This window comes from Vitreimonas flagellata, from assembly GCF_004634425.1.
GTDB lineage: Bacteria > Pseudomonadota > Alphaproteobacteria > Caulobacterales > Aquidulcibacteraceae > Vitreimonas > Vitreimonas flagellata.
The window spans coordinates 176,256-191,476 of sequence record NZ_SBJL01000004.1 but is presented as its reverse complement, the minus strand read 5'-3'; the positions used below and the strand labels follow the sequence as shown (position 1 = coordinate 191,476).

Annotated in this window: 14 protein-coding genes and 1 tRNA gene; 9 read left to right on the top strand and 6 right to left on the bottom strand. The window is 63.6% G+C overall.

Annotated features, from left to right (window positions below; translation table 11 throughout):
• Window positions 1–4 precede the first annotated feature (4 nt).
• Window positions 5–580, bottom strand: a complete 576-nt coding sequence (efp, locus tag EPJ54_RS16735) for an elongation factor P (RefSeq protein ID WP_135212900.1) — start codon at window positions 578–580, stop codon at window positions 5–7.
• A 145-nt stretch (window positions 581–725) separates the two neighbouring features.
• On the opposite strand from efp, the gene epmA reads away from it, so the two are divergent.
• From epmA to EPJ54_RS16720, 4 genes are read left to right on the top strand one after another with little or no spacing between them, the layout of a single operon-like run.
• Complete coding sequence (gene epmA, locus EPJ54_RS16730) at window positions 726–1,649, top strand: EF-P lysine aminoacylase EpmA (RefSeq protein WP_135212899.1); 924 nt, start codon at window positions 726–728, stop codon at window positions 1,647–1,649.
• Window positions 1,646–2,026: a DUF7079 family protein gene (locus tag EPJ54_RS20145; protein ID WP_239590989.1), complete on the top strand. Its 381-nt coding sequence runs from the start codon at window positions 1,646–1,648 to the stop codon at window positions 2,024–2,026. The genes epmA and EPJ54_RS20145 overlap by 4 nt, the downstream gene beginning before the upstream one ends.
• The gene (locus EPJ54_RS16725) at window positions 2,023–2,514 is read left to right on the top strand and encodes a GNAT family N-acetyltransferase (RefSeq protein WP_239590988.1); all 492 of its coding nucleotides are present in this window, start codon (window positions 2,023–2,025) and stop codon (window positions 2,512–2,514) included. The genes EPJ54_RS20145 and EPJ54_RS16725 overlap by 4 nt, the downstream gene beginning before the upstream one ends.
• A 2-nt stretch (window positions 2,515–2,516) precedes the next feature.
• On the top strand, window positions 2,517–3,509 hold the full coding sequence (locus EPJ54_RS16720; RefSeq protein ID WP_239590987.1) for a lysine-2,3-aminomutase-like protein: 993 nt from the start codon (window positions 2,517–2,519) through the stop codon (window positions 3,507–3,509).
• On the opposite strand, the gene EPJ54_RS16715 is transcribed toward EPJ54_RS16720, so the two are convergent.
• Window positions 3,506–4,696, bottom strand: a complete 1,191-nt coding sequence (locus EPJ54_RS16715; RefSeq protein ID WP_167755797.1) for an MFS transporter — start codon at window positions 4,694–4,696, stop codon at window positions 3,506–3,508. The genes EPJ54_RS16720 and EPJ54_RS16715 overlap by 4 nt on opposite strands.
• A 195-nt stretch (window positions 4,697–4,891) precedes the next feature.
• A complete protein-coding gene (locus EPJ54_RS16710; RefSeq protein WP_167755796.1) occupies window positions 4,892–5,959 on the bottom strand; it encodes a DUF3298 domain-containing protein in 1,068 nt (355 codons plus the stop codon).
• Between the two features lie 123 nt (window positions 5,960–6,082).
• Between EPJ54_RS16710 and EPJ54_RS16705 the strand changes: the two genes are divergently transcribed.
• Window positions 6,083–7,498, top strand: coding sequence for a protein adenylyltransferase SelO (locus EPJ54_RS16705; RefSeq protein WP_135212894.1), 1,416 nt, complete (start codon window positions 6,083–6,085; stop codon window positions 7,496–7,498).
• A 62-nt stretch (window positions 7,499–7,560) separates the two neighbouring features.
• Complete coding sequence (locus tag EPJ54_RS16700; protein WP_167755795.1) at window positions 7,561–9,618, top strand: PhoX family protein; 2,058 nt, start codon at window positions 7,561–7,563, stop codon at window positions 9,616–9,618.
• Here EPJ54_RS16700 and EPJ54_RS16695 read toward each other — a convergent pair.
• The 3 genes from EPJ54_RS16695 to EPJ54_RS16685 all read right to left on the bottom strand — a co-directional run bounded on the left by EPJ54_RS16695 (window position 9,615) and on the right by EPJ54_RS16685 (window position 12,458).
• The gene (locus EPJ54_RS16695) at window positions 9,615–11,447 is read right to left on the bottom strand and encodes a RyR domain-containing protein (RefSeq protein WP_167755794.1); all 1,833 of its coding nucleotides are present in this window, start codon (window positions 11,445–11,447) and stop codon (window positions 9,615–9,617) included. The two genes, EPJ54_RS16700 and EPJ54_RS16695, sit on opposite strands and share 4 nt — an antisense overlap.
• 84 nt (window positions 11,448–11,531) lie before the next feature.
• The gene (locus EPJ54_RS16690; RefSeq protein ID WP_135212891.1) at window positions 11,532–12,074 is read right to left on the bottom strand and encodes a glutathione S-transferase family protein; all 543 of its coding nucleotides are present in this window, start codon (window positions 12,072–12,074) and stop codon (window positions 11,532–11,534) included.
• A gap of 24 nt (window positions 12,075–12,098) precedes the next feature.
• The gene (locus EPJ54_RS16685; RefSeq protein WP_135212890.1) at window positions 12,099–12,458 is read right to left on the bottom strand and encodes a glutathione S-transferase N-terminal domain-containing protein; all 360 of its coding nucleotides are present in this window, start codon (window positions 12,456–12,458) and stop codon (window positions 12,099–12,101) included.
• Between the two features lie 129 nt (window positions 12,459–12,587).
• On the opposite strand from EPJ54_RS16685, the gene EPJ54_RS16680 reads away from it, so the two are divergent.
• The 3 genes from EPJ54_RS16680 to EPJ54_RS16670 all read left to right on the top strand — a co-directional run bounded on the left by EPJ54_RS16680 (window position 12,588) and on the right by EPJ54_RS16670 (window position 15,217).
• Window positions 12,588–12,664 (top strand) — tRNA-Arg (locus EPJ54_RS16680).
• A 52-nt stretch (window positions 12,665–12,716) separates the two neighbouring features.
• Window positions 12,717–13,112 (top strand): DUF2946 family protein, encoded by a 396-nt coding sequence (locus tag EPJ54_RS16675; RefSeq protein ID WP_135212889.1) that lies wholly within the window; start codon window positions 12,717–12,719, stop codon window positions 13,110–13,112.
• Between the two features lie 89 nt (window positions 13,113–13,201).
• Window positions 13,202–15,217, top strand: coding sequence for a TonB-dependent receptor family protein (locus tag EPJ54_RS16670; RefSeq protein WP_135212888.1), 2,016 nt, complete (start codon window positions 13,202–13,204; stop codon window positions 15,215–15,217).
• The last annotated feature ends 4 nt before the right edge of the window (window positions 15,218–15,221 follow it).

Here is a 15,221-nt window from a genome sequence, read left to right as displayed (position 1 = left end):
GCGATCAATCCTTCGCGCGCTCGACGTACGAGCCGTCTTCAGTCGAAATGACGACACGCGTGCCGGCGTCGATGTGCGGCGGCACCATGGTCTTGACGCCGATATCGAGCATGGCCGGCTTGTACGACGACGACGCCGTTTGGCCTTTCACCACCGGTTCGGTGGTTTCGATTGTGGCCACGATGCGCGGCGGCAATTCGATCGACAGCGCTTGGCCTTCGTACATGGTCAGATCGACCACCATTTCCGGCTGCAGGTACGCGATGGAATCGCCCACCATGTCCCGCGAGAGGTGCACCTGGTCGTAGTTCGACGGATTCATGAACACGAGACCAGCGTCGCCGTCGTCATAGAGGTACGTGTGCTTGACCTGCTCGACGAAGGCCTTCTCCAGGCCGTCCGTCGTTTTATAGACGGCCGTCGTCTTCACGCCGTCGATGATGCGACGCATGACGATCGTGGTCGTGGGCGTGCCCTTGCCTGGACGGAAGGTTTCGTGGCTCATGACGACATAGAGCTTGCCGTCTTCGTGCTCGAGCACGTTGCCTTTGCGGACGTCGCTGGCGATGACCTTAACCACGTAAACCTCACTTGCCGCCGGGTCGCCCGGGGCGCTCTCTCATGTCAAAAGGACCGGAATTGGCCGCCTCTCTAGCTGGGTTTGCCGCCCTGGCCAAGCCGGGGCAGGCGCCCGTAAACCTCGATTTCGCGAGTAAAACTCAGAAATGACCATACCTTCCCCCTTCTGGGACCGGGCTCGGCATCAGGACCGCCAGGGCTTCCTGCATAAGCGGGCGGCGATCCTGCGCGCTGTGCGGGAATGGTTCTGGGCGCAGGGCTTCGTGGAGGTGGAGCCGACGATGCTGACGCTGTCGCCCGGCGCGGAGACGCATATCGATGCGTTCGAGGTGGACGGCCGATACCTCCACACCTCCCCCGAATTCGCGATGAAGAAGCTCCTGGCGGCCGGCGAGAAGAACATCTTCTTTCTGGGCAAGACCTGGCGGCGCGGTGAGACCGGGCCGCTGCACGCGCCTGAGTTCACAATGATCGAATGGTATCGCGCGGGCGCGCCGTACGAGGCGATCATGGACGATTGCGTGGAGGTCGTGCGCGTGGCGGCGAAGGCGGCAGGCGCGTCGGTCTTCGACTGGGCCAAGCGCAGCTGCGATCCGTTCACGGCGGCGGAGCGGCTGACGGTGCATGACGCGTTCGAACAACTCTCGCCGGTGCCGATGCCGGATAATGGCGATGCGTTCTCGGCCGCGCTTGTGCAACACATCGAGCCGCAACTCGGCGACGGCGCACTTACGTTGCTGACGGAGTATCCGATCCGCGAGGCCGCACTGGCTCGCCGTTCACCGCGCGATGCGAGCGTGGCTGAGCGGTTTGAGCTTTATGCGTGTGGTGTGGAGCTTGCCAACGGTTTCGGCGAACTCACCGATCCAGTCGAACAACGCAAACGCCTGATTGAAGCGATGGACGAAAAGCAGAAGCGCTACGGCGCGCGTTGGCCGATCGACGAGGATTTTCTGGCAGCACTTGCGCACATGCCGCCCGCGAGCGGTGTTGCGCTGGGCTTCGATCGCCTAGTGATGCTGGCAACGGGCGCGCGGCACATCAACGATGTGTTGTGGACGCCGGGATGAAAACACCTTTCACCGAGGCCGAGATCACACGTCGAAAACCGGTTTGGATCGGGCTGTCTGATGTTTTTCTCGATACGGATGTCAGCCTTTTCGATGCGCGACTTTCAAAGACGCTAAAGGAATCTGGTTTCGACGCGGACGAAGTCGAAAAGATACTTCGAGAGGAGGTTGGCCCTGTATTTTTCACCAATCTAACGGTCGTGGCAGGCGAATGGGCCGGGTGGCCGGATGAATGGATCGTCAGCGAAGTCACCAAGTATCTGTCGAAGACCGAGGTCTTGCGCATCGCGCAAAAGCTTCGCAGCAAACCCGTGGTGGACCAATTGGTGAAGTCCGACTGGCTACGCGTGAAAACACTCACTTGGGGCGCCACGTGATCCGCTCTGCCACCGAACGCGACTACCCCGCGATCCGCCAGATCATCCGTCATGCGTTCAATCAGGACGATGAAGCGAATCTGGTCGATCAGCTGCGCGCCGATGGCGAGGCGCTGGTAGAACTCGTTTCGGCGACGGACATCGCGTTGCAGGGCCATATCCTCTACTCGCCGCTCAAAATCGAACGCGACGGCGAGATTTTATCAGCGGCGGCGTTGGCGCCGGTTTCCGTCCTTCCGGCCTTCCAACGAGCCGGGCTAGGCAAGGCGCTGATCGAAGCCGGCAACGCCGCCTGCGCTGATCTTGGCCTGTCGGCGATCATTGTTTTGGGCCATCCGGACTATTATCCACGCTTCGGCTTCTCGGCGGCGGCGGCGGAATCACTGCAAGCTCCGTTCTCGGGTCCGGCCTTTATGGCGCTAGAGCTTCGGCCCGATGCGCTGAAAGCCGGTGGTCGCGTGCGATACGCGAAGGCTTTCGGAGTTTAGTTTTGAGCGCCAAACCGAAACCCGATCCGCTCGACCAGGTGGCCGCGCGTTACGCCGTGGCGATTACGCCGGCGATGGACGCGCTGATCGATCCGACAAATCCAGACGACCCCATCGCCGCACAATTCCGCCCGGACGCGCGCGAACTCGAAATCGCGCCCGACGAATTGAGCGATCCGATTGGCGATGAGCCACATACGCCGGTGAAAGGCGTGGTGCACCGCTATCCCGATCGTTGCTTGCTTAAGCTGGTGCATGTCTGCCCGGTCTATTGTCGCTTCTGCTTTCGCCGCGAGATGGTCGGCCCTCAAGGTGACGGCACGCTGAGCGGCGTGGAGCTCGATGCGGCGCTGGCGTACATCGAAAGCCAGCCCGGCATCTGGGAGGTGATCCTCACTGGTGGCGATCCATTCCTGCTTTCGGCGCGCCGCGTGCGCGAAATCACCGAACGGCTAGCCGCGATCGCGCATGTGAAGATCATCCGCTGGCACACTCGCATACCTGCCGTTGATCCGCTGCGGGTGACGCCGGATTTGGTGGCGGCGCTGCGCGCTGCGGGCGCGACCACGTATGTCGTGCTGCACACTAATCATGTGCGTGAGTTGACCGACCAAGCGCGCGCAGCGATTGCGCGGATCGTCGATGCTGGCGTGCCGATGCTGTCGCAAACGGTGCTGCTGAAAGGCGTCAACGATAGTGTTGAGGCGCTGGAGGATCTGATGCGCGGTTTGGTCGAAGCGCGGGTGAAGCCGTATTATTTGCACCATCTCGATAGGGCGCAGGGCACGTCGCATTTCCGTTGTTCGATCGAACGCGGGCAAGAGCTGGTGCAAGAGCTGCATCAGCGCGCCTCCGGCGTGGCGCAGCCGACTTACGTTCTGGATATTCCCGGCGGTCACGGCAAAGCGCCGCTGGCGAGCCCAAGTTTGCGCGACGATGGCGAAGCGTACGAAGTACGCGATCGCGACGGCGTTTGGCGCAAATACAGCGATTAATTGCTACCGACGACTTCCTTCGCCGGCTCGCCAAGCGCCACGAACAAAGCACAGAGGATCAGCACCGCGCCCGCGACGAATGGTGCACCGGAACTATAAGCGTCGAACAACGCCCCCGCGCCCAACGGTCCAGCTACACGGCCAAGTGCACCGGCAGATTGCGACAAACCCATCACCGCGCCGCGTTCGTGCTCCGAAGCTTGCGCCGCGATTAGAGAATTGAGCGCAGGCGTCGCCAAGCCAAGACCGATAACCAGCGCGATCAGCGATGCAGCCGTGGTCGAAACCTCGTGCGAAACCGCAAGCCCGCCAAGGCCGGCGGCGAAAAGCGCCAAGCCAATAAACAACGTCATGCGCTCACCCAGCGCGCGCGATGCAGCGCCTGCGCCGCCGCCCTGCAACAGCACCGCGCCGAGGCCGAGCGACGCCAACGTCCAACCGACTTCGCGCGGCCCCCAACCAAGTTCAGCATCGGCCCACAGGCCAAACACCGTCTCCATCAGGGCCTGAGCTGCGATCATCAAAAACATCACCGCGACGAAGCGCGTGAGCGCAGGCCGCGAGACCAGCATTTGCATCCGCCGCGGGCGATCAACACCAGCGGGCAAACGCGCCTCAGCCGGCAGTGTTTCGCGGAAAAACAATAGCGCCGTAAGCGTCGCCAGCGCACCGAGGCCGGCGCTTGCGTAGCAGACGCGCGCGAAGCCTTCGCGGCTCGGTTCGTCGCCGATCAAGAACGCGCCAAGCGCCGGGCCCGCGATAAAGCCAAAGCCCACCGCCGCGCCGAGCAAGCCCATGTTACGCGCACGCGTTTTGTCGTTGGCGAGATCAGCCGCCGCCGCGAACGCCGCACCGACATTGCCGGCCATCAGCCCACCGAACAGCCGCGCGGCGCCAAGCTCTTCCACGCTGCGCGCTTGCGCGATCCAGATGTACGAAAGCACGCCGCCGATAAGGCCCGCGATCAGAATAGGTTTGCGGCCAACGCGATCACTCAATCGGCCCCAGAATGGCGACGAGATGAGCTGGCCCAGCGAGTACGCGCCCATCGCGATCGTGGTCAGTGTCGGCGTCGCGCCGATCTCGAGCGCCAGGAACGGGAAGATCGGCAAAAACACGCCGAAGCCCGTCATGCCGATCAGCACGACGCCGACAAGGGCGACCAGAGAGCCGTGCGCTGATTTCATCCGACGCTGATAGCGCATCGCTCTGCGTCAAGGCAGCGCGACATACTACCCATTCCCGGATGCGCGCAGCGCAGTCCGGGATCCATAGACACAGACTTGCAAAGCTTTCGCACCAATAGCGGCCACTCACATATCGCCCGTGTTTATGGGTCCCGGGCTCGCGGCCATGCCGCGCCTCGGGAATGGGTGCGGCGCTTATGCGCTTGGCCGGATCGGCGCGGGTGCTGCGGGGTTCAGATATTGGCGCAGATCCGCCCAAGGGATCACGACTTCCGTGCCGCCCATGACGTACGGCGCGCCGAACGAATAGGGCGGGAAGAGCAACGTCAGGCCCTGCTCCGTGATCAGCCACAGATGCGGCTTGGTCGCGCTCTCCTGCACGTCGCGCTCGGGCGGCACGAAGCCGTCTTCGCGATATTGCCGCGAGATTTCAGCCACGGCGCGCTGCGTTAGGAAGCGCTCCCAGCCCGTGCCCGCGCGGAAAACGTCGGTCGCGGCAAGCGCGCGGCCTTCGTTCATGAGCACAGTGACAGCCTTCGACGTGTTGTTGCCGTGTGCGGCGCCCAACGTGTCGTTCGACATATCGAAGCGCACCGAAATGAGCTCGGGGCCGGCATACGCAATGCGATAATCGACGACCTCGTTGGTCGCGTCTTCGAGCCGGAATTGCGGCGACTGCGCGACGAGCTCGTTGAAGCGCTGGATGGCCGGCGTTTGCTGACCGTCGATGCGCGGGAAGCGGATGTCGCGCAGCACGGCAGGCGGCGCATCATCGCCAAGCCCAGTGGCCGAGGCGACCTCCGCCGTCACCGGCGTCGCATCGACCAATTCCATGCGCTGGAAGGTATAGCCGCCGATGTCCTGCACCGCGTTCTGCGCATCTTCCAAGCGCGCGCGATATTCGGATTCGAGACAGGCTTGTTGCTCAGCCGTCGGTTCGGCCTCGGGATCGATGATGCCGCAGGCGATGCGCTGCGCTTCGCGCCAGCGGGTTTGGTTCTGCACCAGCATCTGCGCGCCAGCGTCCGAAACATTGGCTGACGCAGCGACAATGGCTTCGCGGACATTGCCATCAAGGCTGGACAGGGTCTGGTTTTCGCAGACGTGCTGGGCGAACTCGCCGCGCCCTTCGGCGCACACGTCGAGGGCCGCCGAGATGCGCTCGGCAGAGCTTTGATCGGTCTTGTCTTCGCCGCTACGGTCACCACAGGCGACCAGTGCGAGAAGAACAAGAGATGCGCCGGCAAACCGGACTCCGCGCATCGTTTTGTCCTCGTTTCTACGCGTCCCCGACGCAAACCAGTGCCACAGAAGAAAGGCGCCGTCACGACCCGTCGCGCGTTGCGGCGGCATGACGCGCAGCGTTCGCGCGCCTAGATACAAATCATGCCTGTGACCGCCTCCTATCGCCCCGATCCCCTATTCTCGAAACTGGGGCCGGAATTCGCCGATCCGGTGGCTCCGTCACGATTTCCCCAGCATATTTTGCGGCGCCGCAACCAAGCTTGGGCGGCGCGCGTGGGGCTGGGCGAACTCACGGAGGCGGAATGGGAAGCGCATTTTGGGCGCTTTGAGCCGCTGCCGGGGAACATGAGCGAGCCCTTGGCCATGCGCTACCACGGCCATCAATTCCGCAATTACAATCCGGAGATCGGCGACGGACGCGGCTTTCTCTTCGCACAATTGCGTGACAGCGGCGGCCGCCTGCTCGACCTGGCGACCAAGGGCTCGGGGCAGACGCCGTATTCGCGCTTTGGCGACGGACGGCTCACGCTCAAAGGCGGCGTGCGCGAGGTGCTGGCGGCGGAGATGCTCGAGGCGTTGGGCGTCTATACGTCGAAGGCGTTTTCACTATTTGAGACTGGCGAGCAGCTCACGCGTGGCGATGAGCCTTCGCCCACGCGTTCGTCCGTACTGGTGCGACTCTCGCACAGCCACATCCGCTTCGGCACGTTTCAGCGGCTCGCCTTCTTTGAGCGCCCCGATCTGATGCACCAACTGATCGAGCACGCGGTCGCAGCTTATTATCCGCGCCACATCAATCTCGATGCGGAAGCACGCGCCGCGGCGTTGTTCGGCGAGATCGTGGAGGCGAATGCGCGGCTGGCGGCGAGCTGGATGGCGGCGGGCTTCGTGCACGGCGTGCTCAACACCGACAATCTCAACATCATGGGCGAGAGTTTCGATTACGGCCCGTGGCGTTTCGTGCCGACAAGCCAACCTGGATTCACGGCGGCGTATTTCGATGAGAGCGGGCTCTATGCGTTTGGCCGTCAACCCGAAGCCGTATCATGGGCGCTAGCGCAACTCGGTGGTGCGCTAACGCTGGCGTGTTCGCAGAGCGCACTGGAGACCGAGCTCGCACGCTTCGGCCCGGCCTATGGGGAAGCTCTGCGCCATGCGATGTTCGAACGGCTCGATCTCGTGCTCGGCGATCACAATGCCGATCTCGCCTTCCTGCAGACGATGCTCGATTGGATGACAGAGAGCCAGGTCGGTTGGGATCAATTCTTCCATGATTGGGTCGGCGGCGAAGCCAGTGCGGCGCGCGCCAAGGACAGCCCGGAAGCCATGCGGTACAATGAGGCCGCGTTCGCGCCGATCCGCGCGGGGCTGGAGGCGCGCACCGGCGGCGGCGCGCGCGATTACCGCTTACGCCCCTATTTCCAACGGCCAGATCCCGTCAGCCTCGTCATCGATGAGGTGGAGAAGGTGTGGGCGCCGATTGCGCAGGACGATGATTGGACGCTGTTCGACGCGAAACTTCGTCACATCCACGAGCTTCGGGACGCTGTTGCATAGGCTGTCATCGGAGTGTCGCACGGCCGCTTTAGGGCTCGCGCGATTCCAGACGGGAGATGCGGGTGAGCCGTTCCAAGCACATCAACGAATTGATCGCCTCGCGCCGCGCGCTGCTGGGCGGCATGGTCGGTCTGCCGCTGCTGAATCTCGCCGGGTGCGCCACGGCCACCCAGGGCGGCGACGCTGCTTCGGGGTCGGCGAGCGCGAACTTCACCAGCGTGCCGCCGACGAACGCAGACACGGTATCGCTGCCGCCCGGCTATAGCTGGCGCAAATTGATCGCGTGGGGCGACGCGTTGTTCGACACGGTGTCGCCCGTGTTCGATCCGAACACGCTGACGCGCGCCGAGCAAGAGCAACGCTTCGGCCAGAACAACGACATGCTGGCGCTGTTCGCCGCCGAGTACGCATTCCCGCCGCCGCGCAATCAGGATCGCATGATCCTCTGCGCCAACAACGAATACACGTCGTCGTCACTCGCTTTCCCTGGCGTACGCACGCCGAGCGAATTCACGGCCGAGCAAGTGGCCGCACTTTATGCCGCCGTCGGCGTCAGCGTTGTGGAAGTCGAGCGTACAGGCCAAGGCTGGCACGCGTTGCGCAATCCCGCACCCGGCCAAGGCCGTAACCGCCGCATCACGCCGTTTACGCCGGTCACCTTCTCCGGCCCTGCCGCGAACCATCCCTGGATCGCGCAAGGCGCCGCGGTGACGAACGAAGCCGAACCCGGTGCGCCGGCCAACACGGTGGCGTGCGGCACAGGCGCGAATTGCGCTGGCGGTTTGACGCCGTGGGGCACGTATCTAACGGCGGAAGAAAATTTCGACGGCTTGTTCGTCGGCTCCGATCGCGCGCAGGCGATGCGCGATGCGCGTCAAGACGATTCCTATGCGCTCGATTCCGCGTCCTTCGGCTATCCGAGCTATTACGAACCCTTCTCGTCCTCACTGGCGCCGCGCCAATTCCAGGTCTCTGAGAACCCCTACGGGCCGTCGCTCTATGGCTGGGTGGTCGAGATCGATCCATATGATCCGAACTCGACGCCAAAGAAGCGCACAGCGCTTGGCCGCAAGAAGCAGGAATGCGCCACCACCGCGCTGACACGCGACGGCCGCGTCGCCGTCTATATGGGCGACGATCAGCGCAACGAGTACGTCTACAAATTCGTGACCGACGGGCGCTTCAATCCGAGCGATCGCGCGGCGAACATGGATTTGCTCGACCACGGCAAACTCTATTGCGCGCAATTCCACGAAGACGGCGGCGTGTGGCTGCACATCACGGCAGAAGCGGCGAACGCCGCTGCCGCGGCGCAAGATTCACCGATCCGCTTCCGCGATCAAGGCGACGTGCTGATGCGCGTGCGCGAAGCTGCGCGCCTCATGGGCGCCACGCCAATGGATCGCCCGGAGGATGTGGAAGCTGTTTGCGATGCCAACTGGCGCGGCCTTGGCCCGGTGCTGATTGCATGCACCAACAATAGCGAACGCGGCTTCGAACGTCCTGGCAATCCGCGCCGCGAAAGCGAGCGTCCCAACAGTGCGCAAAGCAATCTGGCTGGCCACGTCCTGCGCATCGATGAAGCCGGGGGCGATTGCGGCGCCGAACGCTTCACCTGGGACATATTCGCCATGGGCGGCGATCCGAATGCCGAGACTCTGACCACGACCACGCGCGGCGGCATGCCCGCGCACATCTCGACGAAGATCGATGGCGTCGAGACGGTGAGCGGCGACAAGTTCGCCTGCCCCGACAATCTCTTCATCGATTCCACGCACCGCGTTTGGATCGCGACCGACGGCAATGACGGCGTGTTCGCCGATTGCAACGACACGATCATGGTGGCGCCGGGCCAAGCCGAAGGCCCACGTCCGATCAAGCGCTTCCTCGTCGGGCCGCCCGGCGCGGAAATCTGCGGGCCGTTGATGACACCAGACGAACGCGCCTTCTTGTGCGCCATTCAGCATCCGGGCGCGAACGATGTCGCTGGCGCTGAGTTTTCAGTATCACGCTGGTCGGGCGCCCCGGTGCCGTCACACTTCCCGGACGGCGGCGAGTCCTGGCCGCGCTCTGCGGTCGTGGTGATCACCCGCGACGATGGCGGCCGCATCGGTGATTAAGCGCGCGGCACGAAGCCTTCCTTGTGTAAGAGGCGCGCGACGTTCATCGCTGCGCGCACTTGTACCGCATCGTTGTTCTTATCGGCCTCGGTGAGCGCATCCCACGGGATGAGCTTGTTGTGCGCCATGAGATCGTTGTTGCGGGCTTCGCCCTCAAGCGTAGGCCGCCAACCTGACATCAAACGCTCCGCCATCCAGCGATCATGCTCGCGTTTGGCCATGCGCTCCTGCAGATCATCCGGCACGGTGGGCGACGTATCGCCTTTCAGACCATCCTCCTTGGTCGCAGGCCGCCAACCAGCGTCCCAGACTTTGGTCATCGCAGCATCCGAAACGGCGCGATTTGCCGCGCGATAGGTTTCCAGCACGTCGGACCAGTCGCGCGTGGCCGCTTGCAGCTCCTTCATGCTCATCTCGTCGCGTTCGCCGAGACCTTTCTGATAATGCTCGTGCGCAATAGCGGCGCCGCGATCGAGCCAGCCATCGAGAATACGCGCGCGCGTCGCATTGATCTGATGCGAGCCGAACGCTTGCAGATAGGCGTCGAACTCCTCGGTGTCGTCGCCCTTGGCGTATTGCTGCGAGAATTCGGACTGGCTCGATTCGCGCATGAAGATCGGCACAGGCCAGCGCAGGCGATGATTGCAGGCACGCTTGAGCGCGATCGCCAGATGGATGTTGCCCGGATCGGAGCCGATTGAGACGACGAGCGCCGTCGGCTTGCCGCGGGCTTGCTCAACTTTGTCGAGCACGTCGTGCCCGATCGATTCCGCATCCCAATCAAACGACATGAAGCTGATATCCGCGCTCCAGATGTGCGGGTGCGCGAAGGCTTCGCGGTGGCGGGCGCGGAAGCCGGCTTCGGCGATGTCGGCATTTTGCGTCAGCACGGTGAGGCGCGGCGCTTCGAAATGCGCCGACCAGAGGCTCATCAGCACGCGTTCCGCCACGGCCTCGGCGCCGCCGTCAAAACCGAAGAACACGACATGCACACGGTCCTGGCCGAATTGTTGCGCAAGGCCGAGCACAGTTTGGCTTTGCGTTTGGATCAAAGCACGCGCGGACATCTCCTCCAGCGAAAACGGCTTCGGATCGATGTTCATGACCGCCTTGCCGGAGCGCATTTGTGCCGAACGCATCTCGCGCGCTTCCTTCAGCAACATCGCAGAACGCGTCGCCACGTGCACGCCGATCGGCGGCTTGCGCTTCGAGGCGCCAACAAGGCGACGCACCGCCGCTTCGATTTGCAGATTCGCGGTATCGTCCGGCTCGAACGCGACAACATGCGCGGCGTAATGAGCGCGCGCGGTGCGTAACGTTTCCAAATGCGTCGCGTCGCCTTCCAACACAATCACGCCTTTGCGGCGTAGCCCGAGCGCGGTTTCATCTGGCAACGCCTGTGCAATCAGGATCACGGCGTCTTTGTGCTTGCGGCAATCGAGCGCGAGCGAAAGTGCAGCCGGACTATCACCGGCGATCACGACATGGTGCTTGGCGCCGAGATTGAAGATGCGCGCGAGTGAACGCCCAAGCTGACCGGAGAACGCGAACAACAAGCCGACAGCGGGCGCGGCGATCGCCGCGAAGCGCACGAGTTCTAGAAGCGGCGCTTCGGCGTCGAAGTATTTATCCCACATCGAGACGGCGCTCAGCGTGCGATAGATCGCTTCAAGCGCGCCCTCGCCACGCCAAAGGTAAAGTCCTCCGCCAATCCAGATCAGCGAGAGCAGAAAAACGACGCCCCAGCGCATCGCCCCGGCGCGAGTGTGTGAAATAGCCGTCAGCCAAGCGGCCGCCCGCGAACGGGTGTTGGCGTAGGTATGGGCCATGACGCGTCTCCCCCGGCTCCCCAGCCGCGCCATGATGCGGCGACGGACGGCTCCGGTCTAGCGCGAAGGGGGCCTCAAGGCCGACTACGCCGCCGGCGACACCCAAAAACCTGCGCGCGGAAAGTGGACAATGACCTCGCCCGCGCCCTCCGCCTGGCGGCGCACCGCTACTTCCTGTGGAGACACAAACGTAATCTCGCCGACCACCGGATTGCGCCCATAATCGTCGGGCATCACCGAGACGCGCATGCCCGGCGCCAAGCCTTGCCCATCATTGCCGAACGAGCCCGCTGGCATCTCCGGCGTCGCACGTGCAGCAATGTCGAACGCCGCTTCCGCACTCATGTCCCTGGGATTGCCGTGACCGAAGGCGGCCATCCTTTGCTTCCACGCAAGCAGATGCGGCATCCCTGCCGTCAGTTGCGCAAAGGCGCCCGGATCGCCGCCCTGCAAGAACCAGATGCTGAGATAGGCGGCGAGGTCCGCCGCAGTGACGTGCGCGGCAAACAGAAACTGGCCCGCAGTCGCCAGTTGCGATTCAACGATGTCCGCGTTCGCGCGCCATTGCCCCGCCATGAGTGGCGCGGCGGCTTTGAGCGCGTTGACGTCGAACGGACGTCCGGACAATTGCTCGCGGTCCTTGATGAAGTCCTACGGCACGCTCTCGCCACGCGCGCCAAATACGATCGCGACGGTCGCTGCGAACCACGCACGCTCGGCCCAATTGCGCATCGCCCACACGGCGCCGGATGCTTGCGCCGACGTCAGCGGCGGATCGGGAAAGCGTCGATCGATCTCGCGCAAGATCACGCCCGTGTCGCAATAAATGTCGGCCCCGATCTGCATCACCGGAATGCGGCGATACCCGCCCGTGAGCGGCGTGAGGTACGGCCGCGGCATGATGTTCGGCTGCTCAACGCGCCGCCAAGCTAGCCCTTTGACGCCAAAAGCGGTGCGCACGATCTCGGCGTACGGCGAGGTTGCATATTGGTGCAGAACGATTTCGGCCATACGCAAGCCTAGCGCGCCGCGCTAATCCGGCAACGGCGCCCAAACGGAAACGGCGCAGGCGCACGCCCTTCTGTGGCGGGCGCACCGCATTGCCTTTGCGTGATGTTTTACTTAGGCATGCGGCCACGCGGCCCCGTAGCTCAGCTGGATAGAGCAGGTCCGTCCTAAGGACACGGTCGGGAGTTCGAATCTCTCCGGGGTCGCCATGCGGCGCTGCGCCGCCGCGCGCTTCACTCGAATATGGACTAGATGCGGCGCATGAACGGGGGCGGCATACTTCGGCGCTTGCGGACGGCGGGGCTTACGCTCGCGCTGTTTGCGCTGACGTTTAAGGCGCTGCTGCCGCCGGGCTTCATGCTCGACACGAGCGGCGAGCGCATTGCGATTGCGCTCTGCAACGGCGGCGCGGCATTCTTCGACACCACTACCGGAGAGATCAGCCACGAGCGCGATGGCGCGCCGTCCGATAACACCAGCCAGCATTGCCCGTTCGCCTTCGTTGGCGCTCCAACGTTGACCGACACTGTGGGCGCAGTCGCACCCGCGTCACGCTTTGCCATTGCCACAAACGCGGCGCCTGCGCGCCAAGCGATCGGCGTCCACGATGCGACCGGCCCGCCGCTGCCCGCACGCGGCCCTCCTCTTCACGCCTAAGCACACTCGCGGCCCGCTGTTTCAACCGTGCGGCCTCATCTGCGTTCGACGGCGCCGCAAGCGCGCCGCGTAAACTTAGGCTATGGATTATGAAAATCTCTCTCCCGCTCTGCGTGAGCGCGCTCGCGCTTATGCCGGGCATGGCGCTGGCTGAAAGCGCCGACAACGAAACCATCATCGTCACCGCGCGTCCGAATCCGGAAGACCCGCCCGTGGTCGCGGCGGCGCGCGACGATCTCTCGCGTACGCCGGGCGCCGTCTCCGTCGTCGCCAATGAAAGCTATGAAACGCGCGCCGCGACGGGATTGACCGATTTGCTGCGCGACGTGCCCGGCGTGCTGGCGCAACGGCGTTACGGTGAGGAATCGCGTTTCTCGATCCGCGGCTCGGGCCTAGATCAAAGCTACCACCAGCGCGGCGTGTTGTTTGCGCAGGACGGCGTGCCATTCGCCGACGCCGACGGCTTCTCGGACTTCCAGAAGCTAGATCCCCTGACCGCACGGTACGCCGAAGTTTATCGCGGCGGCAACGCGCTGCGCTTTGGCGGTGCGCAATTGGGTGGCGCGGTGAACCTGGTCACGCCGACGGGGCGGACGGCGCAATCAGAGAATTTACTTCGCGCCGAAGCAGGATCGTTTGGCTTTGCGCGCGCATCAGGCCAGATCGCGCGCACGTGGGGCGATTGGGATGCGTTCGCGGCGCTCACGGCGATGCAGGGCGACGGCTATCGCGAGCATGCCCAGCAAGATCAATTGCGCGGCACGTTCAATCTCGGCCGTAGCTTTGGCGAAGACCGCGAAGTGCGGCTCATCGTTTATGGCGCCGACATCAATCAGGACGTGCCCGGCACGCTGACGCTTGTGCAAGCGCTGACCAATCCCGAAGCGGCGAGTGGCGCGGCGGCGGCGTTCGACTGGCAACGCGATCAAGAAGTATTCCGCACCAGTTTGCAGACGCGCTGGCGCTTCAATGATGCGCTGCTGTTTGAAGGCGGACTCTACGCGACGACGACCGATCTCTATCACCCGATCTCGCTGTTGATTGATCAACAGATCGTAACACAAGGCGTGTTTGGGCGTTTCGATTGGCAGGGCGAGATCGCCGGCCGTCGCGCCGATTTGTATTGGGGGGCCTCGTATCGTCAGGGCCATGTCGATCAGATTCTCGGCCCGGTGATGTTTCCCATCGCGGGCGACAGCCGGCGTGAGGCGACGGGGATGGAGCTCTTTGCCGAGGGTCGTCTCTTCGTGACAGATGCGCTCGCGCTTGTGGCCGGCGGCTCATATGGCCGCTTCACGCGCGATTATGATGACCGCCTGAACGCCGCGAACAATGACTCGCTTGACGACGGTTGGTTCGCGCCGCGCATTGGCTTGCTTTGGGAAGGTGAGAGCGGTGTGCAAGTGTACGCCAATATCACCAATTCGGTGGAGCCGCCGCATTACGGCGCACTGGTGCAGGCGCCCTATCCCGGCTTCGTGCCGGTGGAACCGCAAGAGGCGTGGACAGGCGAGATCGGCACGCGCGGCCGCACTGACGCATTCGTGTGGGACATCACGCTCTATCGCGCGGAGCTAGAGAACGAACTCCTGAGCTTCAATCCGGCAACAGGCGTGCCGGCTGCCTTCTTCAATGCTGATGAGACGGTGCACCAGGGCATCGAGTTTGCGCTCGATTGGGAAATCGCCGCCGATTGGGTGCTGCGCCAGAGCTATACCTACTCAGACTTCTTCTTCGACGGAGATCCAATCTACGGCGACAATCAAATCCCGGTCGCGCCCGAACATCAGTACCGCGCCACGCTGCGCTACACGCACCCGGCGGGCTGGTTCGTCGCGCCAAGCGTCGAGTGGCGACCGAGCGATACGTGGGTCGATTACGCCAACACCTTGCAAGCGCCCGGCTACACGATCTGGTCGCTCAATGCGGGTTGGGATTTCGACACTGGCGTCACGCTCTTCATCGATGCGCGCAATCTAACCGACGAGGCCTACGTACCGGAATTCGGCGCAATCGTCGATGCCAGCGCCATCGGCGCCAACACGGCTGTCTTCTATCCCGGCGAAGGCCGCGCCGCGTACGGCGGCGTTTCGTATCGCTTCTAATCAG

Coding starts and splice junctions, on each gene's coding strand:
- EPJ54_RS16710 (WP_167755796.1), bottom strand. CDS start 5,959: ATGCGCGGAGTCCGGTTTGCCGGCGCATCTCTTGTTCTTCTCGCACTG.
- EPJ54_RS16715 (WP_167755797.1), bottom strand. CDS start 4,696: ATGAAATCAGCGCACGGCTCTCTGGTCGCCCTTGTCGGCGTCGTGCTG.
- EPJ54_RS16685 (WP_135212890.1), bottom strand. CDS start 12,458: ATGGCCGAAATCGTTCTGCACCAATATGCAACCTCGCCGTACGCCGAG.
- EPJ54_RS16670 (WP_135212888.1), top strand. CDS start 13,202: ATGAAAATCTCTCTCCCGCTCTGCGTGAGCGCGCTCGCGCTTATGCCG.
- epmA (WP_135212899.1), top strand. CDS start 726: ATGACCATACCTTCCCCCTTCTGGGACCGGGCTCGGCATCAGGACCGC.
- EPJ54_RS16695 (WP_167755794.1), bottom strand. CDS start 11,447: ATGGCCCATACCTACGCCAACACCCGTTCGCGGGCGGCCGCTTGGCTG.
- EPJ54_RS20145 (WP_239590989.1), top strand. CDS start 1,646: ATGAAAACACCTTTCACCGAGGCCGAGATCACACGTCGAAAACCGGTT.
- EPJ54_RS16705 (WP_135212894.1), top strand. CDS start 6,083: ATGCCTGTGACCGCCTCCTATCGCCCCGATCCCCTATTCTCGAAACTG.
- EPJ54_RS16675 (WP_135212889.1), top strand. CDS start 12,717: ATGAACGGGGGCGGCATACTTCGGCGCTTGCGGACGGCGGGGCTTACG.